At 52.7% G+C, this 24,453-nt stretch carries 15 protein-coding genes, 1 pseudogene and 1 riboswitch; of the genes and pseudogenes, 12 read left to right on the top strand and 4 right to left on the bottom strand.

Annotated elements, in window-relative coordinates; genetic code table 11:
- Nucleotides 1-35 precede the first annotated feature (35 nt).
- The 6 genes and pseudogenes from MKX63_RS02460 (at nt 36) to MKX63_RS02440 (ending at nt 7,667) form a co-directional block, all read left to right on the top strand.
- Entirely contained in the window at nt 36-755 is a 720-nt protein-coding gene (locus MKX63_RS02460; RefSeq protein WP_341015036.1) for a hypothetical protein, read from the top strand.
- Between the two features lie 13 nt (nt 756-768).
- A complete protein-coding gene (locus tag MKX63_RS02455; RefSeq protein WP_076085967.1) occupies nt 769-1,863 on the top strand; it encodes a toxic anion resistance protein in 1,095 nt (364 codons plus the stop codon).
- A 159-nt stretch (nt 1,864-2,022) separates the two neighbouring features.
- Nucleotides 2,023-2,226 (top strand): annotated as a pseudogene (locus MKX63_RS32525) (S-layer homology domain-containing protein); the annotation flags it as partial.
- Between the two features lie 12 nt (nt 2,227-2,238).
- Complete coding sequence (locus MKX63_RS02450) at nt 2,239-4,548, top strand: S-layer homology domain-containing protein (protein ID WP_341015033.1); 2,310 nt, start codon at nt 2,239-2,241, stop codon at nt 4,546-4,548.
- Between the two features lie 335 nt (nt 4,549-4,883).
- Entirely contained in the window at nt 4,884-5,672 is a 789-nt protein-coding gene (locus tag MKX63_RS02445) for a formate/nitrite transporter family protein (RefSeq protein ID WP_036723535.1), read from the top strand.
- Nucleotides 5,673-6,107: 435 nt separating this feature from the next.
- Nucleotides 6,108-7,667 (top strand): IS1182 family transposase, encoded by a 1,560-nt coding sequence (locus MKX63_RS02440; RefSeq protein WP_341015032.1) that lies wholly within the window; start codon nt 6,108-6,110, stop codon nt 7,665-7,667.
- A 166-nt stretch (nt 7,668-7,833) separates the two neighbouring features.
- Here the strand turns inward: MKX63_RS02440 and MKX63_RS02435 are convergent, their stop codons facing one another.
- Both MKX63_RS02435 and MKX63_RS02430 read right to left on the bottom strand, forming a co-directional pair.
- Nucleotides 7,834-10,131, bottom strand: coding sequence for a TPM domain-containing protein (locus MKX63_RS02435; protein ID WP_341015030.1), 2,298 nt, complete (start codon nt 10,129-10,131; stop codon nt 7,834-7,836).
- Nucleotides 10,132-10,390: 259 nt separating this feature from the next.
- Nucleotides 10,391-10,534: a hypothetical protein gene (locus MKX63_RS02430; RefSeq protein WP_171720322.1), complete on the bottom strand. Its 144-nt coding sequence runs from the start codon at nt 10,532-10,534 to the stop codon at nt 10,391-10,393.
- Nucleotides 10,535-10,832: 298 nt separating this feature from the next.
- On the opposite strand from MKX63_RS02430, the gene MKX63_RS02425 reads away from it, so the two are divergent.
- A complete protein-coding gene (locus MKX63_RS02425) occupies nt 10,833-13,970 on the top strand; it encodes an EAL domain-containing protein (RefSeq protein WP_341015028.1) in 3,138 nt (1,045 codons plus the stop codon).
- 98 nt (nt 13,971-14,068) lie between these two features.
- Here MKX63_RS02425 and MKX63_RS02420 read toward each other — a convergent pair whose 3' ends face one another.
- Complete coding sequence (locus tag MKX63_RS02420; RefSeq protein ID WP_341015027.1) at nt 14,069-15,133, bottom strand: GGDEF domain-containing protein; 1,065 nt, start codon at nt 15,131-15,133, stop codon at nt 14,069-14,071.
- Between the two features lie 256 nt (nt 15,134-15,389).
- Nucleotides 15,390-15,489: riboswitch (purine riboswitch) on the top strand.
- A gap of 139 nt (nt 15,490-15,628) precedes the next feature.
- On the opposite strand from MKX63_RS02420, the gene MKX63_RS02415 reads away from it, so the two are divergent.
- Nucleotides 15,629-17,092 (top strand): NAD(P)/FAD-dependent oxidoreductase, encoded by a 1,464-nt coding sequence (locus MKX63_RS02415; protein WP_341015026.1) that lies wholly within the window; start codon nt 15,629-15,631, stop codon nt 17,090-17,092.
- Nucleotides 17,093-17,705: 613 nt separating this feature from the next.
- Entirely contained in the window at nt 17,706-19,223 is a 1,518-nt protein-coding gene (locus MKX63_RS02410; RefSeq protein ID WP_341015024.1) for a methyl-accepting chemotaxis protein, read from the top strand.
- Nucleotides 19,224-19,413: 190 nt separating this feature from the next.
- Here MKX63_RS02410 and MKX63_RS02405 read toward each other — a convergent pair whose 3' ends face one another.
- Entirely contained in the window at nt 19,414-19,992 is a 579-nt protein-coding gene (locus MKX63_RS02405) for a nucleotidyltransferase family protein (RefSeq protein WP_341015023.1), read from the bottom strand.
- 195 nt (nt 19,993-20,187) lie between these two features.
- Here MKX63_RS02405 and MKX63_RS02400 point away from each other — a divergent pair, with 195 nt between their 5' ends.
- From MKX63_RS02400 to MKX63_RS02390, 3 genes are all read left to right on the top strand, one after another.
- Nucleotides 20,188-21,792 carry a LytS/YhcK type 5TM receptor domain-containing protein gene (locus MKX63_RS02400; protein WP_445323514.1) on the top strand — a complete coding sequence of 535 codons (1,605 nt, stop codon included), beginning with the start codon at nt 20,188-20,190 and terminating at the stop codon, nt 21,790-21,792.
- Complete coding sequence (locus MKX63_RS02395; protein WP_341015019.1) at nt 21,789-22,520, top strand: LytR/AlgR family response regulator transcription factor; 732 nt, start codon at nt 21,789-21,791, stop codon at nt 22,518-22,520. Before MKX63_RS02400 ends, MKX63_RS02395 begins: the two co-directional genes overlap by 4 nt.
- A gap of 134 nt (nt 22,521-22,654) precedes the next feature.
- Nucleotides 22,655-23,911, top strand: a complete 1,257-nt coding sequence (locus tag MKX63_RS02390) for an L-lactate MFS transporter (RefSeq protein ID WP_445323513.1) — start codon at nt 22,655-22,657, stop codon at nt 23,909-23,911.
- The last annotated feature ends 542 nt before the right edge of the window (nt 23,912-24,453 follow it).

Here is a 24,453-nt window from a genome sequence, read left to right as displayed (position 1 = left end):
CGTGTAGCATTCACGCTCATAAGAGGTGAGAAGGAATGCAAGCTAAATTCAAAGTACTGGCGTATGCCGGTGCCGGTTATGTTGTAGCCGTGCTGACCAGCGGCTTCCTGCCTGAGCTGGTCTCGCTGCTGCTTCCGGTGATCGGGGCAGCACTTGCAGTGCCGGAGCTCAGGCGCACCAGAGTGAATCTTCCGGTGGAGGTGATCCCTGCCGGACAGGAGCCGAAGGCCATTCCTGCGGTATCTTCCTCAGCGCCGCAGGCTTCGTCTGCTGCCGCTGCTGCTCCTGCAGCTGCGGCGGGACAGGCCTCCCCGGCCCATCCGGGAGCCGGGCACAGGGAGGAAATACAGATCGGGGCAGAGTTCGCCCCGGTGGTGGAGTATCTCGGAATCCTGGAGGATATGATTATCTCCGAAGGGCAGAAGGATACGCTGGACAATGAGATAGTCGAGAAGTCGCTGGCGCTGTTCGCCAGACTGCAGCGCGTTATTCCGCTGCTGCAGGAGCTGGGCAACGGCGAGATCAACCATACCGTCCGCAGGCTGGTGCTGAAGGACCTTAATGGAGTAATCAACCCGTTCCTGCGCCTGGGCGGCGAAGCCAAGACAAAAAACCGGAGAATGCTGCTGAACGGTCTGCGTGATGTCGATGCCAAAATTTCCGATATTGCGTCCACGATCGAGCACAAAGACCTGATGGAACTTCAGACCAAGGCGGAACTGATACATCAGCGATATAGCAGTTCCGAATTATAGGAGGAGGAGAACCATGTCTACGCAGTTAATTGAGCTTAGAAAAGAAGATGAGCAGAAGGTAGTTCAGGAGGCTTCCCAGTTAATTGAACAGGTAGCCAAGACAGACACGGTGGCGCTGGATTCCCTGATGGATGACATCGGGAAGCTTGGGGTGAAGACACAGGAGAAGGCAGGCCAGACGCTGAAGCTGCTGGACCGCCCCGTCAATGACCTGATGAGCGGCAAGCGGGTGGAAGTGCCCAATATGATTATGAAGCTGCGGGGTGAGTGCGAGACCCTTCAGCAGAGCAAGAATGTCAGCTTCTTCGGCAAAATGCTGCGCAAAAGCCCGCTTAAGAATTATGTCTACAAATATCAGTCGGTCCGCACCAACATTGATGCCATTATCACCGGTCTGCGTGACGGCCGGGATACGCTGGAGGAGAGCATCGTCAACATGCGCCAGCTGAAGCGCACCTCCATGGAGGAGATCTATAACCTCCAGACCAAGATCGCCTTCGGCAACAAGCTGAAGGAGCTGTTCGAGGTTGAGATCGCCAAGCCTGAGAATGAATTCCGCAAAGCGTATCTGGAGCGCGGGCTGCGCAAGGTTATGGTGCGGATTCAGTCCATGACCGAGATGATTCTGCTCTACAATCAGGCGATTGCGGCAACGGATATCATCAATGACAATAATGACAAGCTGATTGATTCCGTAAACAACGCGATTGATAAGACCTCTAACCTGATCACCGTCTCGGCGATGATTGCCATGTCCCTGGCAGATCAGGAGAATGTTATCAATGCGGTGGAAGCCACGAATAAGACCATCGAGGACCAGTTCAAGGAGAATGCGCGGCTGCTGCGCACGACGACCGAGAAGACCACGGAGCTGCTCTCCAAGCCGTCCATGTCCCTGGAAGCAGTCAATCAGGCCATTGGCGACCTGCTCAGCGCCCTGGATACCTCGGAGCAGTCCAACCGGCGGATCATCGAGAGCTGTCAGGACTATACGTCCAAAATGACCACCATCAACACCCAGCTGAACAACCGGCTCGGGCTTAACGAAGGCTCACAGCCGCAGGCTTTGAAGCAGGCGGAGAACGGGCTGAGCAGCTTTTTGAATTAAGGGTTTAAATCTGCACCCATACAATAGCCTGAATAATGCACCAAGCCTGCTGAGATGGATTCGGCGGGCTGTTTTTGTTGTTAAATTTCTAATTTACTAATATATTCCGGTGAGATATTATGAGGTGGGTTCAGTCGTACATTCAGGGGGAGAATATTGATGGTCAGGAAGTTAACAGGAATATTGGCAGGTATGGTTGGAGCGGGGATGCTATTCGGTTCTATGGGGACAGCGGCAGCCGAGTCTACAGTGATAAAGGATTATGAGGGACATTGGGCCCAGCAAACGATTCAGAGCTGGCTGGATAACGGCTGGCTTAAAGGCTTCGGGGATGGATCGGTTAAACCGAACCAGACCATAACCAGAGCGGAGTTCATGACGCTCATCAACCGTTCTTATCATTTTACGGAACAGAGTAAGGTGAAATTCACCGATGTGCCGTCTACCAGTTGGGCGTATAGCGAGGTTGTGAAGGCCGTAGCGGCTGGATATATCCAGGGCTTCAACAATGAGATGCGCCCGAATGCTCCGGTTAACCGACAGGAAGCGGCAGTTATAGTCACTAAGCTGCTGAAGCTCAGCGCCGGTGATACAGAGGTCTTGAAGGGTTTCAGTGATGCGGGCCAGATGGCATCCTGGAGCAAGGGGAGTATTGCAGCAGCAGTCACAGCTAAGGTGCTTAAAGGGTATCCGGATGGAACCTTTGGGCCCGTCAAAGCCCTGACCCGTGCAGAATCCTTAGCGCTGATTGATGCGGCAGTCTCTCGAACGGGTCAATCTGCACAGGGAGTGGCGACGCCTGCTCCAGCCGTAACACCATCGGCTACTCCAGTAGCTACAGCTACACCAACTGCAACTCCTGCTGTAGCTGCGGGAGGAAGTGGTGGTGGTAGTGGCGGCGGTGGTGGTGGTCCTCAGGTGACGCCAACCCCGGCTCCGGCGGCAACACCAGCGCCGGTTCCAACACCGACACCGAGCCCGGAACCTGTTAATGAATTACCGGTCAAAGAGCTTCCGGCTCTGGATATCAGCATCACCTCCCGCCCTGACGATTCAGTTACGAATGCGGTTTATCTGGAAGTTGATTATAGCAGGGTGATTGGCAGCACTATCCATCTAAATGACCAGATAACTTATTATGTAACCGCGAAGCCGATTGGCTCTAGAGATCTCTACTGGGAGCTTACCAATCTCCAGTACGCTTCAATTAGTACGGGGTACTCATTGAAGGCGCTCACATATACCGGTGTTTCGATTCCGGCGAGCAGGGTTGGAACAGCAGGCGATAAATATGTCTCGGTTGTGGTACGGAATTCATCTAATGAAGTGACCGGATTCTATACTCAAAAGGTGAATTTGCAGCCCTCAGTTACTGAGGCCTCTAACAGTATGATGTTACTGCACAGTGGTGTGACTATTACCCAGGAGAAATTCAACACCGTGTCTTCCCAAGTATATTATCGCGACACTATTGATGTGGAAGAGGCTGCTCTGCAATTTGGCGGAAGAGCAGTGGGATATACAATTACCCCGAAGTACTATAGGGACAGTAAACTGAATTTGGAATTGAATGATATCATTCATGCTTCGCGTAAAGTGTACAGAGATGGCTGGGTCAGTGCGGTTGATGCCACAGTATCCTCTAATGCAGCAGTAGGTGCTTCATCACCGGGCTATATCCCGTTTTCCTATGAAACGTTATTTAATTTCAAAACCTATAACGAAGACGCATACACCATTGTTTTCCTCGATTCTGAGATGAAGGCGTTGGGTTATTACACCGGCAAGGTGATGCTTGACACAGACCTGAAATTAGAAGCTGCCATGAAAAGAATCGACGAGCTTCCTTCGAATGTTACTTTAACGGATGAAGATGCAGTTAACAGGGCTTATAGAGCCTACTTGCCTTTTGATGATTCTTTCAATTGGGGAGAACGAAAGACTAAGCTTAATTATGCTGTATCAGCTCTTATGGACGCAAAGAAATCGGGACCGCTACAGAATATGGATCTGGTTCAATCTGTAATTGTTGATGGATATAATCAATTCAACGGCAAAACAATAAGAATGAATTTGATGGGGTTCCCGGAAGAGATGAAGGAAAGCGTAGGCAGCTTCTCGTATTACATTACAGCCAATCCTGTTCGTGCAGAAGATTTAGCACAACCAAGCCCTTATGGGGAATTTGATTTTGCTGACATTCATTCAGTAGTTCTTCCGGTGACAGATAAGAGCGGACCGAACTACGTTACTGTGGTCTATTATAATAAGGCGGGGCAAGCAATACGTTATACCACCAAGCTGGTAGATTTCTCGTCGAAGCGGCCCGTGTGGGACGGAACGGCGGCACAGATTGGGGATGGAGTTAAGCTGGTCCGGGATTATAATAACGGTACCCGTATAGACTATGTATCTGTAAAAGATTATCAGAAAACGCATCCCGAGGCGGTCTATTTCACAGTGACCTCTAAATCAGCGTTGGCAGCAGCTAAGCAAGAATTCACTGCAGAATCCGCAGTGAAGTATTTAAATGATTACTGGAATACTAACAGTATCTATCCTTATGAGCGAATTCAGTTATCTGATGATGCGGCGCGGAACGGACAACCGGAAGACTACATTATCCTGTTCTATGATGCTAATGATAAGGTGCTTAATTATTATATTGGCGGTTTGACTGACTGATTCTCCGCGAATCCTACTCATATTATCCCGCTCCTCCACATACGTTGTCACTAAGGCGACCTGTGGAGAAAGAGGGGATAAGCGGGATGATTCTGGGATGCTTGATCGTAGTGCTTATCGTCGTAGCCAGCAGTGAGAAGGCGGAGGCGATTGCCAGCCTGAATGATCGGGAGGATAACAGCCTGTGAAAAGGGTGCGGGCAGTGAACGGAATCCATAAATTATTCATGCTCTGTGATTCAAGCAATTTCCAGTGGTTTATTGGGTATAATAGCCTGGAGGCTGTACATCAGTCTTCCGGCACCACTGAAAATCTAAAGTGAATACGGAGGTCAAATGGAGAACGAGGCACTGCTGCAGGTAGAGAAGCTTGCACTTAAGAAACAGAAGATCTTCCGGCAAAGCGTATGGCGTTACATTGCCAGGGCCATGCTCGCCAGCATGTTTATCGGATTCGGCGTGATCGTAGCCTTTAAGACCGGCAACTTCTTCTATATGGAACAATCGCCGATGACCTATCCGATGGCTGCGATCACGTTTGGCGCAGCCATTATCCTGATTTCCTACGGCGGGGGCGATTTGTTCACCGGGGATACTTTTTATTACACCTATGCGGCACTGAGGCGCAAGCTGGCTTGGACCGAGGTTGTGCGGATGTGGGTCGTCAGCTATCTGGGCAACATTCTTGGAGCTACGGCGTTTGCCCTGCTGATTTTTCTGACCGGACTGTTCTATGATTCGTCTGTCAACGGGTTCCTGCTGAATGTGGTGGCCCATAAGATGGAAGCTCCGGCGATGCAGCTGTTCTTCCGGGCAATTCTCTGTAACTGGCTTGTCTGTCTGGCCTTCTTCGTGCCGATGTCCATGAAGAACGACGGAGCCAAAATGTTCGCCATGGTGCTGTTCGTGTTCTGCTTCTTCATCTCGGGGTACGAGCATAGTATTGCCAACATGTGTACCTTTGCGATTGCCCTCGTCCTGGATCACCCCGGTACGATCTCCTGGGGAGGCGTAGTGCATAATCTCGTCCCGGTCACATTAGGCAATCTCATCGGCGGGGGTGTGCTGATGGGCGTAATGTATTACTATGTGAACAAGCCGTTTCTGGAGGACGAGTCTCACTGAACGGCAATATAATCGACAGCACAACAGCGATTCTCCGGTGATAAGGGGATCGCTGTTGTGCGTTTGCAGAATACATTGTGCTGGCGAGGGTGCGAAGGCAAATGAAGTTTAAAGAAAAAAGGGGCTGTCCCAAAAGCCATGAAGTGGCTGCTTGGGACAGCTCTTTATTTTGTAGTAGGATCAACGTGAGCACTTGGGTGAACGCTGCGCGAACGGACCGTTGTTCCAATCGCTGTGGTCTCCAGATTTTTTTCATTCCCCTTAGCGGTGAAAATCCGGAGACCAAGGCGACCGCTGCCGCTTTTCCACAATCGTTCCGTCCTCTCTGCTGTTTAAGCGGGAAAAGTTTCTTCAAATCTTTCTAAAATCACAAAAAGAAACCTCTCTTTTGTTAAAATGGAGTTACCACACAACCATTTCAAAGGAGAGGTTTCTTTGTACATTCAATATACCATGGACCAACTTTGCTTGCCAATGGATCTGGAAGAAGATATCCCGAAAAATCACCTCGTTCGCGTCGTGAATGCCGCCGTCAACCGGCTGGACAACGCCATTTTTGACGCGGCCTATCCTGGCGGCGGCCGTGACAGCTACCATCCTAAAATGCTTACCAAAGTCATCATCTACGCGTACACTCAGCGAATCTATTCGTCTCGCCAAATCGCCAAAGCGGTCCGGGAGAACATTCCCTTCATGTGGCTGGCCGGACGGCAGCGACCCGACTTCCGCACGCTGAATCGCTTCCGTTCCCAGCGGATGAGAAATGTCCTCGAAACGGTATTTACCGCCGTGCTTCAGTTTCTGGCTAACGAAAAATACGTGTCTCTGGAGCATTATTTTGTGGACGGCACTAAGATTGAGGCGAATGCCAATCGCTACACCTTTGTCTGGAGCAAAGCGGTCAGCAAACACAAAGCGAAACTGCAAGATAAGGTACAGGCCCTATTCGCTGACATTGACGCAGCGGAAGAGCAGGAAGAACAAAAGAACCAGGGCAAAGATCTGGCTGAACTCCGCACGGGTTCAGAAATGGACAGTGAGAAACTCGAACAAGCCATGCAAAAGCTTGAAGCTCAGCTTGCCGAAAAACCGAAAGACAAGCCCCTAAAAAAGACGGTTCGGAAGTTGCGTAAGGATTTGCTCCCTCGACTGCAGAAGTACGAACAATATCAAAAGCTGCTTGGGGACCGTAACAGTTTCAGCAAGACCGATCCAGAGGCAACGTTTATGCGGATGAAAGAAGATCACATGCGAAATGGCCAACTGAAGCCAGGTTATAATCTACAGATCGGGACCGAAAACCAGTTTATTGTGGCCTACAGTCTCCATCAAAGACCGGGTGACACCCGCTGTTTAGAACCACATCTGGAAAAAACAAAGCAGTTCCTCGGGAAACTTCCAAAGACGGTCATTGCAGATGCCGGCTATGGAAGTGAAGAAAACTACGCCTATCTGGAAAAGAGCGAGATACAGGCCGTCGTGAAATACAGCACCTACCACAAAGAAAAGAGCAAAGCCTGGAAAGCCGACGTCGGAAAAATCGAGAACTGGACCTACGACGGATCCGAGGATCGTTGGACGTGTTTAGCTGGACACCCGCTGTATTTCCAACGAGAAAGCAAGGAAACCACAGAGAGTGGATACGAAATTAAGAAGCGTCACTACCAAAGTCAAAGCTGCGGAGGTTGTCCGCTAAAAGAAAACTGCACGAAGGGAAGCGGAAACCGGGAAATCGCAGTCAGTTTGGAGCGGCTTAGATACCAGAAACAGGCGAAAGAAATCCTCCGAAGCGAGGAAGGCTATCTATTGGCTGTACGTCGAATGACGGAGCCGGAAAGTGTATTTGGACAATTAAAGAATAACCGGGGCTTCCGGCGCTTTCTGCTTCGCGGCTTGGAAAAAGTGACGCTGGAGGTCGGTTGGCTTTCGCTCGCCCACAACCTGCTGAAGCAAGCAGCGAACGACCAGAAACGCAAAGGAGCGGTCCTCCAATAACGGAGAATCGCTCCTTTTTTTACTTGGTAAGCTTTGAAAAAGTTGCAGGTTTTGTTTCCACCTATAGAATATTTACTTTTGGGACAGCCCCTTCGCTTAATGCCGCAGAACAAGTGGTGATATCCCCCACCTGTTGCGGTGATGTGCGGTAGCGGCAATCGGCCGCTTACCACTTGGAGCCGCCGGAGCTTCGGCCGGATTTGCCGCCGCCAAAAGAAGAGCCGCCGGAGGAACGCCCGCCGCCCCCGCCGCCCCAAGAAGAGCCGCCGGAGGATCGTCCCCCGCCCCCGCCAAACCCGCCGCCCGGCGGGCCGGAATTGCGTCTGCGGGCCTGCTCCCGGCGCTGCTGTTCCCGCAGCATGGCCATTCGGGCTGCGCGTTCGGCCTCTTCCTTCTGGCGGACCAGCCGGTTCGCTTCTTCTACGAAGGAAGCGATCTGGGCAGCATAGGAGCGTCCCGTCTCCTCCAGTTGATCCAGATCGTAGGGACCTGAGGCCAGACGCTGCTCCAGCTCGGTATACTCCGGCAGCAGGGACAGCTGGAAGCGGTTCTGCGAGGCAATTCCTCTGCTGTGCAGCAGATTGTAGGCGGCATCCACCCGGCTCTGCCCTTCCGTGAACAGTCTGTTCAAGCTGTCCAGGCGCTCCTCCAGAGAGTCTAGACTGCTGCTAATGCTATTCATGCTGTTTGCCGTCTCATCCTGCAAGGCAAGCAGCCGGTCCAGCCCGCTGCGGGCATTGTCATACTCTCCGCGTGCATCGCTGGTCCAGGTCTCGAGCTGCGGCACTTCCGCCGCGCCTTGCCGCAGTGCGCCGCCTGCCTCCTCCAGCAGCTTCTCCAGAGCGTCCAGATGCTGCCGGGCGAACCGATTCTTCGCCCCGGCAAGCCGGCTCTGTAATTCGTTCCTCCGCTGGCTAAGCGTTGCCCATGTGCTGCGTACAGTCTCCAGATCCCTGAGGTTATTCTGCCGGATCATAGCCTGGCGTTCCGTCATAGCCACGGCTTCAGTCAGAAGGGCATCCATATCAGCACCAATCCGGCGCACTTCATCCATATCGCCGCTGTGCAGCGGCGCTTCCATGGAACCCGCGGCAGCGGAAGCCTGCTCCAGGCTGTCGTAAGGCTTAACCTTCATATTGTGCAGGGAGTTCTGGTCGATCAGCCCGGCAATCCGGCTGCGGGCAGCCGACAGGACACCGGGGAAGGCCTTCAGCTTATCGTCAAAGGCCCTCGCATCCTGCACATCCTGCTCAATCTGCTGTTGCCGCTTCTTTGCCTGTGCAGTAATCTCCTGGGCAGCGATTGGGTCGAACAGCTCGAGCTGATCTGCCTTGGCCGTCTCTTCGGCCAGTTCCTGAAGATCTTGGGCAATCTCCTCCAGCGTATAGCCGGTCTCCCGGACTGCTTGCTGCCGCTGTTCCTCAAGCTCAGGGGCAGCCTGCTTCAGCTCGGTGATCTGCTGCTTGACGTTCCGGTCGGCAGCGCTGATGACCGCGACCTTCTTCTCCTCTTCCTCCAGGGAGGCACGGAATTCCCCCTCTGTCTGCTGAAGCTGCTCTGTTGCCGTCTTAAGTGCGGACAGGCGGTAGAACGGCGGCAATGGTGCTTGCCCGGCGGTCTGCAATGCAGAGATTTCAACCAGCCGGGAGGTCAGACGCTTCGAGATCCCTTCGACCATCTCACCGGTCTTGCCCTGCACAATCCCCTGGAAAGGCTGAAGGGATTCCAGGGCGTGGTTCGCCCGTACCAGCAGGTCGGCGAGCTGCTCACGCTGTGCGGATAGTCCCTTGCGGCGGCGCAATCCGGTAATTAGCACATACAGGAGTAATATCAGCAGTGCGGCCAAGGCAAGGCCGCCAGCGACCGGCAGGAGAGGGAAGCCGCTGCCGCTGCCGTTAGCTCCTGAGGCAGCTCCTGCGGTCCCTGCGGCAGCGCCGTCTGATGCACCGCTGCCGGTACTGCCGCTCTGTACGCTGCTGCCTATGGCTTGCATCTGCTGGATCACAGAACGTATGCCTCCAGAGATATCTCCGTTTCCGGCATAAGGATTGAAGTATTTCTCCAGCACCTTGTTAATTGCTGCGCTACCCGCAGCTCCGCCCTGTTGTCTGGACCAGGCATCGAGCGCATCCTGCAGTCCGGGGTTAATGAAGCTGATCTCGGTCAGCCGGTCTTCGTAAGCGATCAGGAGCAGGATGTCCCGGGACTTCAGCCCCCAGGTATCATATACATCCGCAGCATAACTGGACATGTCGCTCCCGGGCAGCGAATCAACGGTTAAGACATGGAAGGTGTACCGGTCTGTAGCGGCAATCCGGGCAAGGCTCTCTGCTTCTTGGGCAGTCAGCAGCCGGGCTTCATCCGTTATCAATCCCTGCTGTGCGGGAACATTCGCAGCATAGACCCCCGGAATCCACAGCAGCGATAATATTAAGACCAAGGCGAGGGTGAGGTTTTTTCTCAAGCTGACACACTCCGATCTATAGGCTATTGTTCGTTATAGTATGCTGATCATTATACTATATCATTAAACATTCTGAGCTCTGCAGATGCAGGTGCCGCCGAATTGCGGGAGTTTGCGTACACCCGAGTGCCCACATTGATCTTTATTCCAAATCAAAAGCTCCAAATCAAAAGGCGGTCCCGGCAGCCATTTCATGGCTTTTGGAACCGCCTCTTGTGTAAGAAGCAAGCGATATTCATCTATTTCTGTATGAAATGATCTATCGGGTCTGCAGGCACAGGATATACTGCAACCGGGACTTGATTTCTTTCTGCCATTTCATATCTCCAACTTTCACAGCAAGATTGAGCAGGTCCAGGTAATCGTCAACCTGCAGGGCGGTCCGGGTAGTGGCTGCGTTCATGGGTGTTCAGTCTCCTTTTAGCTCAAATATAGAAAATAATGAATGTTATACATCCAATAATGATAATCATTATCAACCATTACTGATATTATCCACATTTTAACCGCAAAAAGCAATACAAATCTAAAGTTTTTGATTAAATCTAAGATGACGCACTAAAGAGTCAGGGATATAAACCCGCAGGATATGCACAATTTATCGGAAATGAGAAAAAAGGAGCAGGAACCCTACCATATTTTGTCGAATAAGCTTGTATACATAGTTAAGCCGATCTTACTTGGGATAAAGGAGAATTGCGATGAAGCGGTGTAAATTGTTGCTTCTGATTAGCATTGTGCTCATGCTTGCACAGCCCGCTGCCGCTTATGCCGAAAGACAGGAAATTAAGTATCAGGCAGAACTGGAGTATCCACCTTATAAGTACATACAGAATGGTTATCTGACGGGCTTCGATATTGATCTGACAAGCATGGTCTTTGAGAAGAATGAGTATCTCGTCCACTACAGCACCGGAAATTGGGAGCAGACGTACCGGAGGCTGACTGAGGGCGGGATTGATACCACCGGGCTGATGGCTGTCAGCGAGGAGAGGAAGCAGGACATTCTTTTCTCGAAACCCGTGCTGAAAAGCTATATTTCCGTCTATGCGCGTCAAGGACTCCAGGGGGAGGTGACGCTGGGCACACTCCATAAATACAAGATCGGTGTTGGTAAAGGACAATATGCAGAGACAGTCCTGCAGACTAAGGCGGGTATCCCGTCATCAGAATACATAGAATATGCAACCGTACCGGATGCGCTGGAGGCTCTGCGTCAGGGCGAGATCGACCTGCTGTTCGAGAATCAGGGGGTGGTCGATTATCTGATTGTAGAACAGGGCTTAACCGGTAATATTATCCGCAAAATGAGCAATTTGTATCCGCAGGATGTGGCCTACGGCATCAGCAAGTCCAAGCCGGAGCTTGTGTCCTACGTCAATGCAAGGTTGGAGCGGCTGGTAAGCTCCGGTGCCTTCGAAGAGCTGTACCAGCAGTATTTCTTCGTGCATTCCGACTATTATAATGAAAAAATGCGTAACCGGATTTTTACCGTGTTCTCCATCGGGACCATTCTGCTGGTATTCGGTGCCGTCCTGCTCCGGATGTATATCCGGCGGCTGCGCCGTACGATTCACTCTGAACAGGAATTCTTCAAGGATGTGATCGAGAATACCGGGGTGATTGTGTGGGCTGTTCACGGGGATAAACGGAGCGTGCGCTTCAATAAATATGCCGAGCTGATGACCGGGCTTAAGGAGAAGGAGGTGCTTGGCGTTAGCATAGTTGAGCTGCCTCTGGAAGCCGGAGCCGCTGTGCTTAGGGATCTCCTTGCCAGAGCGGCAGCCCGGGATTATGTGACCAATGTTGAGCTGAGACTTCCCGACCATTCTCCGGGTGCACATTACTTCTCTGTCCGCACCGCCCTGATTAAGGGAATGGACGAGCAGGCGGAGGATATCTTCGTGCTGGTCGGCATTGATATCGATGAACGCAAGCAGAATGAACTGAAGCTCCAGCTTAGCTACGAGGAGCTGGAGTCCACTTATGAGGAGCTGGCGGCCACAGAGGTAGAGCTGCAGGATCAGTTCAATAAGCTGGGGGTCAGCGAACGGCGGTTCCGCCTGGCCTCGGAAGGCTCGGGCGCTTACATGTGGGAGCTGGACTGGGACAGCGGCTTCTACAAGCTCTCGGACCGGTGGTATGAGGTGATGGGATATACCGAGACGGAGATCAACTCCTTCGAGGGAGGCGTGCTCAGCATTATTCACCCGGACGATCAGGAATCCGCGCGTAAGGCCAGACAGGAGCATCTTACCGGACTGACACCGATCTATGAAACCGAATACCGGATGAGAACGGGGCAGGGTGAGTACATCTGGTTCGAGGTGCGGGGGAAGGCGATCGTTGATCCGAAGGATCAGATTGTCCTGTTCCTCGGCTCCCTGATCGATATCAGTAAGCGCAAGCAGGCTGAATTCAAGCTGAATAACAGTTATCAGGAGCTGGAGGCGACCTATGAGCAGCTTACAGCGACCCAGCAGGAGATTGTGGGGCAATATGATATGCTGCTGGAGAATCAGAAGAATATGCACCGCCTGGCGTATATGGATTCGCTCAGCAATCTTCCGAACCGGCTCAGTCTGCTGGAGACGATGGAGAGTTATTTCCGCCGGACGGGCGGAAGTGCGGCGCTGCTTTTTGTAGATATGGATAATTTCAAATACATCAATGACACGCTTGGACACAAGTCCGGCGATATTCTGATCCGCAAGGCCAGTGAGCGTCTCCAGTCTGTAGTGCGTAAGGAGGACATGCTGTCGCGGCTGGGCGGAGATGAATTTGTGATTTTCCTCAAGGATATTGAGAGCCGGGTGGATGTGCTTAATCTGGCTGAGGATATCATGCGTGCGTTCCGCAAGTCTTTTCTTATCGGTGAGAGCAATCTGTATGTGTCCTCCAGTATCGGGATCTCCTTCTACCCGGAAGACGGCGAGACAACGGAAGAGATTCTGAAGAACGCCGATGTAGCGATGTACCGGGCCAAGGAAGAGGGGAAAAGCACCTACGTCGTATATGATAAATCGATGCATACCGCCTTCAATGACCGGATGAATATTGAGAAGCATCTGCGCAGTGCGATGAATAATAACGAATTCGAGCTGCACTATCAGCCGCAGGTACAGATGGAGACCGGGCTGATCTCAGGCTTCGAGGCTCTGATCCGCTGGAACAGTCCGGTCCTTGGCTTCGTCTCCCCGCTCACCTTCATCAAGATCGCCGAGGATTCCCGGCTGATTATCTATATCGGCGAATGGGTGCTGCGGGAGGCCTGCAAGTTCATGAACAGCATCCATCAGCGGACCGGCATTCCTTACAAAATATCGGTAAATATCTCCATTATTCAGCTTCTGCAGGATGATTTCGTAGAGGTTGTGCTGGACAGTCTGGAGGAGAGCGGCCTTGCGCCATCCAGTCTGGAGCTGGAGATTACAGAGTCCATCTTCATGGAGTCGTTCGGGAGTACGGTCAGCAAGCTGGAGTTCCTGCAGTCCCGGGGGATACGGATTGCCCTGGATGATTTCGGAACGGGGTATTCCTCCCTTAGCTATCTGCAGCAGCTGCCGATCTCTACCCTTAAGATGGATAAAATCTTCATCGATTCCCTGGCCGATAAGGCCTTCAGCGAATCTTTTGTGCAGACGATTATTATTCTGGGCCATAAGATGGGTCTCGATGTAGTAGCCGAGGGAGTTGAGGATGCCAGCCAATGGGCTTTCCTCCAGGAGGCACGCTGCGATAAGGTGCAGGGATATCTGATCAGCCGGCCGGTGCCGCAGCGCCAGGTGATGGAGTTACTCGTTCCGCAGCGAAGGTATGGAGCGGAGGAGCTGGAATAGAGGGCAGAACCGGTTCAGACGATAAGCGGGTCCACGGCATAGGTTGCTATGTACGGTGGACCCGTTTTTTTGCGCACAGGAGGGGGAGATGGCTAGCCTTACAGGATAACAATTCTGTTCTTGCCGGTCTTCTTGGCCTCGTACAGGGCGTCGTCTGCCTGCTGAAAGATAGAGCTCTTGGTGTCCCCGCCGTTATATTCATGCATTCCGATGCTCACGGTAACCGATGCATTGTCCATTTCGCTGATTGGAAGGCTCTCAATTCCTGCGAGGATATTCTCCATAATGCGGCTCGAATCCTCTAATGTCTTGGATGTCAGAATAATCACGAATTCCTCCCCGCCGTACCGGGCTGCGAAATCATCCGAGTCGATATGCTGGAGCATGACAGCGGCGACCTGCCGGAGAACGATATCTCCGACCCAGTGTCCATACTGGTCATTCACTTTTTTGAAATTGTCGATATCAATAACAGCCAGCTGCATCGGAAAGGGATTGCTCTGTTGATGGTCGATCAGCCAGCCCAGATATTCATGAAAGGTCTTATGGTTGTACAGGTCGGTCAGCGGGTCAATCTTGGACAGCCGGTCCATAATAATATTCTGTATCCGCAGCTCCTGCTCGGACTTCACCGAATTCTCCAGCGAGCGCATCAGCTCCTTGCCCCGCGCAATCACGGCGAAGCCGGTCAGGGAGACGGCCGCGAAGATCAGGGTGATGATGATGTTCTGGATGCGCAGAGTGAAATCGTAAATAGAGGTGTTCAGGAACAGGATGATAATGTAGAACAGACAGATCAATGAAGAGGTCTTCAGGTAGTTCTCTCTCAGATAGATCATCGATACCAGCAGCGGAAACAGCATAATCAGCGGCTTCACAGGGTAGTCCGAGCTCAGATTCAGGATGATCAGGATACCATACAAATGGCTGGTAAGCAGAATTGATAATTCGGATAACACCGGTTTATGTTTAAGAATATTCTCCAGAATGAGCAGCAGGACGAACAGAATAGAATCCGGTATCAGGATATGCATGATGAGATGCTGCTTGCCGGAGAATTCGGGCCGGTGGCTCCACATCGCTAAGGTTACATAGAACTGGCTGGCGAGATATACAAACAGCACCAACCAAAAGGTGTTGAGGAGGGCGCGGTTCCAGTACATTTGGCGAGGAGTTGGCGGTGGGATCTGCATAAGATGTTCCTCTTTTCCAGTGGCAATGTACTTATATATTCGACAATGTTCACGTTTCTCCTTCTAGGTCTTATGTCTGGGAATAGGTCTGGAATAACGTTCGTGTTTGTAAGGTGTTTGTTAGGTTATTCGGACGATAAATTCCGCACAATGCTATAAACACGAACTATTCATGCTATTCATCATTGACACATTCGGGTTTATTCGGTAAAATTCCAATTGGCCCGTAATAACGGGTAAAGCTGTTCGTATATCCTCAATGATAAGGTTTGGGGGTTTCTACAGGGGACCGTAAATTCCTGGCTACGAATAGGATGCATTTTGCATACCTATGAAGAGGCCGGGATTTTTTTGTGTGCTGTTGTGTGCTGCTTGGATAAGTGGACGAATATACCGCAGAGACGCTTCGCGGCCCCTGTCAAAAGCAGGCCGAAGCCGTTTCACCTTGGGAGGAACAGAGAAGATATGAGTAAATATGATGTAATTGTTGTTGGAGCCGGTCCGGCTGGAATATTCGCCTGTTATGAATTAACGCTGAAGGCCCCTGAGCTGAAGGTGCTGCTGGTGGACAAGGGACATGATATTTACCGCCGCAACTGCCCGATCCTGGAGGAGAAAATCAAGCTCTGTCCGCCCGCCTCCGGCCGCAAGGAATTCGCCGGGTGTCTGCCGGCCTGCTCCATTACTGCGGGCTTCGGCGGTGCTGGCGCGTACAGCGACGGCAAATTCAACATTACCACCGAATTCGGCGGCTGGATGACCGATTATCTGCCTCCTTCCAAGGTGATGGAGCTGATTGAATATGTGGATGGAATCAACCTGGAGCACGGGGCAACCCCGGTCATTACCGATCCGACCACGGAGAGCATTCGCGGTATCGAGCAGCGGGGATATGCCGCCGGGCTGAAGCTGCTGCGGGCACAGGTCCGCCACCTCGGAACCGAGCAGAACCTGGAGATTCTGAAATCGATCTATGAATATCTGCGGACACGCATTGATATGTTATACAAGACAGAAGTGGAAGATATCGTTACCGTCAAAGAGAACGGAACACACCGCATCACAGGCATTACGCTGAAGAACGGGGAAAGTCATGAGGCTGGCCTGGTGATGATTGCTCCGGGACGGGACGGCTCGGCCTGGCTGACCGAGGTGCTGAAGAAGCGCAGGCTCAAAATGTATAATAACCAGGTCGATGTCGGTGTACGCGTAGAAACCTCGGATGTGGTAATGCGGGAAATCAATGAGCATTTGTACGAGGGCAAATTCATTTTCAATACCTCAGTGGGTACACGCGTCCGTACCTTCTGCAGCAATCCCTCGGGGCATGTGGTGGTGGAGAATCACAGCGGAGCGATGGCCGCGAACGGGCACTCCTATAAGGACCCTGCGCTGGGCTCGAAGAATACCAACTTTGCGCTGCTGGTCTCCCATACTTTCACCGAGCCGTTCGACAAGCCGAACGAATATGCCCGGGAGATCTGCAAGCGGGCGAACGATCTGTCCGGCGGCGGGGTCATCGTGCAGAAATATGGTGATATCCTGCGGGGCCGCCGGTCTACGGAGACCCGGATCAAGGAAGGGTTCCTGGAGCCTACGCTGAAGGAAGCGGTACCCGGTGACCTGGGTCTGGTGCTGCCGTACATCACGATGAAGAGCCTGATTGAAATGGTGGAAGCCTTGGAAAAGGTAACACCAGGTATCGCCTCTGAGCATACGCTGTTCTATGGCGTAGAAGCCAAATTCTATTCCGCCCGTCCGAAGCTGACGGAAGAGTTCGAGACCGAAATCTCCGGCCTCTACTGCGGCGGCGACGGGGCAGGCATTACCCGCGGACTGGCCCAGGCCGGAGCGGCTGGCGTCTGGATTGCCCGCGGCATGATGGCGAAGAATGCACAGGAAGTTAGGATCCAACCGGCGGGAGTGTAATTCTGGGTCGGAGGACACCATTAGAACAGCCGTACTTTCAGATGCTGGAGGCGGCTGTTTTTTGTTTTTTAGCAAACTATGATTTTCCTCATGCTTAAAACCAAATAGCAATTGGCTGGTACAGCGGCACACAGACCAAATGTATGTGAAAAACAGCATACATTGTGCTCGAAAGCAGGCACATGGACCGAATGTATGTGGAAAACAGCATACATTGTGCTCGAAAGCAGGCGCACGGACCGAATGTATGTGAAAAACAGCATATATTGTGCTCGCAAGCAGGTGCACAGACCAGATGTATTTTAAAAACACCATACATCTGCTATATAGATTGAACTAAAAATTTAAGTTAAGGGAAAAGTGGCGGAGGGGAATTTTGGAACTGGAGGAGCGGTAGCGACCGCCTTTGTCTACGGATTTCAACCGTTACAAACGTATAAAATCAAGAAATCTGTAGACAACAGCGGCCGGAAGTCCAAAACTTCTCTGGAGTCGCGGCAAACCCCTAACAGAAAAATATAAGTGCAATCCATAGAGTAATGGTTTCCTTAATTTAACTCTGCTGATATAATGTTAGAATACATAACATGATAGAGTGGAGTGAACGTGCAGAATGGAAATTCGCCGGAGCAAGGCCGCTATCGTTATTATTTTGCTGCTGGGTGTGGGGTTGTATGGCTTATGGATGGAGATGTACTGGATACATAAGGTTGTCTATCTGCTGCTGATGGCGGCACTTGCCGGGCTTGCGCTGGATATCCGCCGGGGCGGAGCAGCCGGAGCCGGGAAACTGGCAGAAGCCCGGAGCAAGGTAGAGAGGCTGGGCAATGAGATTGTGGTTACCTCGGACCGGCTGCATGGTGCTCTGGAGGAGATTACCCGCCATACCGAAGGACTTCAGCAGACAGCGGACTATTCGCATGCCTATGAGGTAGAGCTGCAGACCCGCAGCAATGAGGCGAAGGCCAATATTGAGGGGGCTTTTGCCAGAATGGGCGGAGTAGCAGCGGTTACCGGACAGATTGGAGAGCTGACCGGGCGGCTGAGTGCGGCGATGCAGGCAGCACGTGCAGGGATGGCGGGGATGGTGGATTCCCTGAAGAATACAGATGAGGTCATGGAGGAATTGCAGGAGCAGAGCGGAGATATGCTGGACAAATTCACCGTGTTAAGCGGACATATTGCGCTGGTGGAGGAGATGAACGCCCTGATCGTAGGCATCGGCAATGAGACCTCGCTGCTGGCGCTGAATGCCTCGATTGAAGCTGCGCGGGCCGGAGAAGCAGGCCGGGGCTTCGCTGTAGTCGCAGGCCGGATCAGGCAGCTGGCCGATCAGAGCCGGGATTCCGTGGAGCGTTCTACGGCGGTGCTGCTGGATCTCAATCATGGAGTGCGTCAGGTGCTGGAGTCGGTTACGAAGGAGCAGGCTGCGGTTGCGCACGGAGTGAATGAAGTAACGAAGGTGAAGCAGCGCCTCGGGGACATTTCAGCCCGGGTGGAGGAAGTTGGGGGCATAGTTACGGAGTCAGCGGCTGCGGCCGAGCGGCAGAGCAGGCTGATCGCAGAGGTGACCGGCGAACTAAGCGGTGCAGTGGGGATTGTTAATGAGACCATAGCAGGCGTAGACCTGACCCTGGAGCAGGTAACCCGCCAGCGGACCCAGATCGGGCAGCTTAATGAGATCAGCGCGAGCCTGCTGCTGGAATCTCAGACCCTGCAGCAGTCGGTGAACGGCATTGCCGGACGCGAAGTCATTGAGCTGAGCCAATATACGGCGAGGCTTGCGGAAATGCAGACGGTGCTTCAGGAGATAGCAGCCAAGCAGGAGATGTATGCAGCGGATGCGGACATCCATGGCAGAGTTCTTACAGCTTGCAAGCATAAGGTGCCGGATGTGCAGGCCATCTGGTCCAACCGGACAGATGGCACCTTCATCTACTCCGAGCCTGCGGCCGGGCTGCTGAATGCGAAGCGCCGTGACTGGTGGAACGGGGCGATGGCAGAAGGGCAATACATCTCGCAGCCATATGTCTCGGCCATTACGAAGCGTTCCTGCATCACGCTCTCCAGAGCAATTACGAACAGCGACGGGGAAGTTGTGGGTGTGGTGGGAATCGATCTGGCAGTGTAACAATAGAATACGGCTTCTACATAAGGAGCAGGCTGTCCCCGGGGGACAGCCTGCTCCTTATTTGAAATATAAGAAGTTATATGTTGCACACGATAACTTATCCTTCTATTTCTCGCTGAAACGGTACCGTCCTTTACAAGAACGGCAAAGCCGTTTCCACTTGGATTTCAGGGAGGTTGGGGACCGGCCGCTAACGCTTCCCGGCCGGAAGGACCCGCAGACCGGTCCAGATGCGCTGCCAATTCTTGCTGGCTATCCTCTTCTCATAGACAGGCCAGAGATGCGGATTGGCGGCGAAGTAAGGCGTGGGCCGCACCACCAGCTCAAGCACATCCTCTACGCCATGGGGAGCGCTGAGAATGACTTCGCCGTCTTCACGGAGGGAGAGGCCGAGCGCTGTGGCGGTCTCCGGGAACATGGACATGGCATCCGTGGAGGACCGGTAAGGCTTCAGGTCATTCACCTTATGCATTCGCGCCTGGTTCTTGACCGACCAGGGGATTCCGGGATGCTGCTCCTTCAGCTGTGTCTCCCAGAGCTTCTCCGTCTCCTCCCGCAGGTCACTACGGTCATAATAGATGACATCAATATCCTGGAGCGGGGTCCGCTCCTTATATCCGTGTCGCACATCCCAGATCTTGGAGCGCACAAACCCGGCGCAGACCCACCAGTCCGGCAACTGCGGCACGGCGGCCGAGGCCAGAATTCCCATCATCCAGTCATCTTCCTTCACCAGCCGGAGAATGTCCGGTTCATTATGAAGCTTCATCCCTTGACGCTCCTTCCTTACGCTGTATCTAGTTTCTGTCCATTATATACCACCCGTGCGGTGAGCGGCTGATCCGATTGCTATAACCATTATCCCGTCTTATAATGGACCGATAGCTTGTCCTATGGAGGCGTGAGTGTGCAATATAATCTGAGTATTTTGCTGCAATTGTTTGAGCGGGCAGCGCTGCTGCTGATGTGTCTATTCGTTCTGAGCCGGGTGCCGCGGTTCAAGGAGATTTTTGCCAAAGGCATTCATGCCCCGCAGGAGCTGGCGATTGTCACAGTTATCTTCAGCCTGTTCGCCATCTTCGGAACCTACAGCGGGATTAATGTGGAGGGGTCTCTGGTCAATGTGCGGATTATCGCCATTATAGCCGGGGGGATTCTGTTCGGCCCTTGGGTCGGGCTGATTACCGGGATCCTCTCGGGCGTACACCGCTTCCTGATCGATATCGGCGGGGTTACCTCGCTCCCGTGTCTGATTACCAGCATTACAGCCGGTGTGGTATCCGGGATTATTTACCGGCGCACTTCGCCTGAACGGCGCTGGATCGCTGCCATTGCTGCCGGGATGGCCTGCGAGGCACTGACGATGCTGCTGATTCTGGTGATGGCTGATCCCCACTCGCTGGGGGTGGACATCGTGTCGAAGATTGCTTTTCCAATGATAATGGGGCAGATCTGTGCTGGTCTGATCGTTACGCTTGTACAGAGTGTAGAAGGGGAGAAGGAACGGATTGCCGCGAAGCAGTCCAAGCTGGCGCTGGATATTGCCAATAAGACGCTTCCGTATTTCCGCAGTATTAATCCTGAGTCGCTGCGTATCATCTGCGGAATCATTCAAGAGGATATCGGGGCGGATGCGGTGGCCATTACCGATACCAGAGTCATTCTGGCCTATGTGGGTGTCGGGGAAGAATATTATGCCGAAGCTAATGAGATTATCAGTGAGGAGACGAAGCAGACGCTGAGCAGCGGGGAGATTACCATCCGTGACGACGATACCGAGTACATGAACCGGGACATCCGCTCGCTGATCATTATTCCGCTGAAGGAGAAGGGGGAGGTGACGGGATCACTCAAGATCTACTATACCCATGCGCATAAAATCACCTATTCCCTCCAGGCTATGGCTGTAGGGCTCTCACAGATCATCTCCACGCTGATGGAGGTCTCACGGGTTGAAGGGATCAAGGAGATGGCCAACAAGGCTGAGCTGAAGGCATTGCAGACCAGCATCAACCCGCATTTTCTGTTCAATGCGCTGAATGCGATCATCTCCTCGATCAGGATCGACCCGGACAAGGCGCGCGAGCTGATTGTCAATCTGTCGGGGTATATGCGGTACAATCTGGAGCTGACCGATGAGTCTATAGATATCCGGCGCGAGCTGCAGCAGGTGCAGCATTATGTGGAGATAGAGAAGGCCCGCTTCGGCAGCCGCCTGAGCGTACTGTACGATATCGATGAGGTGGCGGTACGCATTCCGAGTCTGGTCATTCAGCCGCTGGTGGAGAATGCGATTATCCACGGGATTTTGAAGGGAAAAGGGAACGGAACTGTGGACATTTCGGTCAAGGACCACGGAGACAGTGTAAGGGTGCGAATTGCCGATACCGGAGCGGGGATCAGTGAAGAGACGATTGCAAAGGTCTACAGCGGAAGCATGGAAGGCAACAAAATCGGCCTCAACAACGTGCACCAGCGTATCAAGCTGATCTACGGTACAGGTCTGACCATCCGGCGGCTGGCTAAGGGGACGGAAATCTATTTTGATGTGATGAAGGAGCAGCGATGAGAGCGATCATTGTCGAGGATGAAGTGCTGGCAAGACAGGAGCTTACGTATCTGATTCAGACCCACAGCCGGATCAAGATTGCGGCGGAATTCGAGGACGGGCTGGATGCGCTGAAGTACCTGCAGACGGATACGGTGGACGTGATTTTCCTGGATATCAATATCCCTTCGATTGACGGGGTGCTGCTGGCCCATAATATCAGCCGGTTCGCGGTCAAGCCGTATATTGTGTTCATTACAGCTTATAAGGAGCATGCCGCCGAGGCGTTCGAGATTGAAGCGTTCGACTATATTCTGAAGCCTTACAGCGAGACGCGGATCAGAGCGATGCTGCAGAAGCTGGAGGGGGCCATCGCGGCCGGGAGCCGCCAGGGGGAAGAGGGGCCGTTGAAGCTGGGCAGCGATAAGGTCAATCTGTGGAAAAATGAAAAGATTATCGTCGTCGATGCAGACGAGATCTATTATGCTTCGGCGCAGGAGAAAACAACGAGTGTGATTACCAAGGGGGAGGAATACAGCATGGCCTTAAGTATCAGCGAATTCCATACCCGTCTGCCGCAGGAGCAGTTCTTCCGCTGCCACCGCTCCTATCTGGTCAATCTGTCCAAAATCAAGGAAATCATCCCCTGGTTCAACAATACCTATCTGCTCCGGCTGCGTGATCTGAATGCCGAGGTGCCAGTCAGCCGCAGCAAGGTGAAGGAATTCCGGCAGATTATGCGTCTCTAGCGGCAGTTCATTCCCCGTGAGTGTCATCTCATTCCGGATTTCTCTCAGAAGGAGCACCATTCGCTACAATGAAAAGGCAAAGGAAGCCTTGAAGCGGATTCAGCGACTTCAGAGAGAAAGAGGGAATTCTGATGATAACGGATACAGCCAGTAAACGGTGGCTCATCGTACTAGGTACAGTAATTATGCAAATGGGACTCGGTACCATCTACACCTGGAGCCTGTTCAATGCACATCTTGTCAGTACATTTGGTTTTGAGCTTAGCTCAGTTTCGATAACGTTTTCTATTACCAGCTTTGCTTTGGCCTTCGCCACACTGTTCGCAGGCAAGCTGCAGGACCGGTTCGGTCTCCGCAGACTGACTGCAGCCTCCGGCATACTGCTGGGGCTGGGGCTGATTCTGAGCTCGCAGGCCAGTTCCCTGCCGATGTTCTACCTGCTGGCTGGCGTAGTGGTCGGGTATGCGGACGGAACGGCGTATATTACTTCGCTGTCCAACCTGATGAAGTGGTTCCCGAAGAATAAAGGACTGATCTCCGGGGTGTCCGTGGGCGCTTACGGAACGGGCAGTCTGATCTTCAAATACATCAATGGCGGCCTGATTGAATCGGCGGGGGTGTCGAATGCTTTTCTATACTGGGGCCTTATCGTTATGATGATGATCCTCATCGGCGCGCTGCTGATCCGGGAGGCTCCGGCTGCTGCGCCTGCTGTAACTGCTGCGGGAAACCGGGCATCGTCCGCTTCCGGGGCGGCTCTGCTGCCCAAGGATTATACCGTGAAGGAAATGCTTCGCACGAAGGAAGCGTACCTGCTGTTCGTGATCTTCTTCACCGCCTGCATGAGCGGCCTCTATCTGATCGGTATCGTGAAGGATATCGGTGTGCAGCTGGCGGGTATGGATGTGGCGACGGCGGCGAATGCTGTGGCGATGATCGCTATTTTCAACACGGCTGGACGCCTGATTCTTGGCGCATTATCCGACCGGGTAAGCCGGACCAAGCTGATTAGTATCACGCTGGCGGTAACGGCTGTGGCGATGTTTACCCTCAGCTATGCCGCGCTGAGCTATGGCCTGTTCTTCGCCTGTGTGGCGGCTATCGCCTTCTGCTTCGGCGGTAACATTACCGTCTTCCCGGCGATTGTCAGTGACTTCTTCGGCCTGAAGAATCACAGTAAGAACTACGGCATTATCTATCAGGGCTTCGGGATCGGCGCGCTGTCCGGTTCGTTCATCGCCGCCTTCCTCGGCGGGTTCAAGCCCACTTTTAACATCATCGGGCTGCTGTGTATTCTGGCTTGTATCCTGGCGGTTTCACTGAAGCCTCCGGTAGCCAGAGCAGCCAAAGCCAAGGGAATGAGCCTGAAGCCTTCACGGCATACGGCTTAACCATATATCGACTTACGCCGGCTTGAGAAAGTACAGATAAATAAGAGTACTATAGACAGATAAGAGTACCATAGACAGATAAGAGTACTATAGACAAATTTGAGTACTATAGACAAAGAGAATAAATCTGAGAAGAAGAGATGTCCTCCGCCCGCGTAAGCGGGTGGGGGATCTCTTTTTTTCATGGTCGAAAACAAACTTATCTTTCGAGGCACAACTCCAGCATGAAGTGAGTAGTGTTTCTAATACAGCAAACCGGCCACAAATGGCCCGGATGCGCCGCGTGGGCCAAATGTAATCGAAAAACCGATCACAATTGGACTGGGTGCGCCGCCTCGGCTGAATGTGGTCGAAAAACCGATCACAATTGGACCGGATGCGCCGCCTCGGCTGAATGTGGTCGAAAAACCGATCACAATTGGACCGGATGCGTAGCCTCGGCCAAATGTAATCGAAAAACCGATCACAATTGGACTGGGTGCGCCGCCTCGGCTAAATGTGGTCGAAAAACAGGCATGACAAGACAGAGACCTTGTCACCCC

This window comes from Paenibacillus sp. FSL R7-0179, from assembly GCF_038002265.1.
In the GTDB taxonomy this organism is placed as follows: domain Bacteria; phylum Bacillota; class Bacilli; order Paenibacillales; family Paenibacillaceae; genus Paenibacillus_AQ.
The sequence above is the reverse complement of the archived record's forward strand: the minus strand, read 5'-3'. Positions and strand labels throughout refer to the sequence as shown.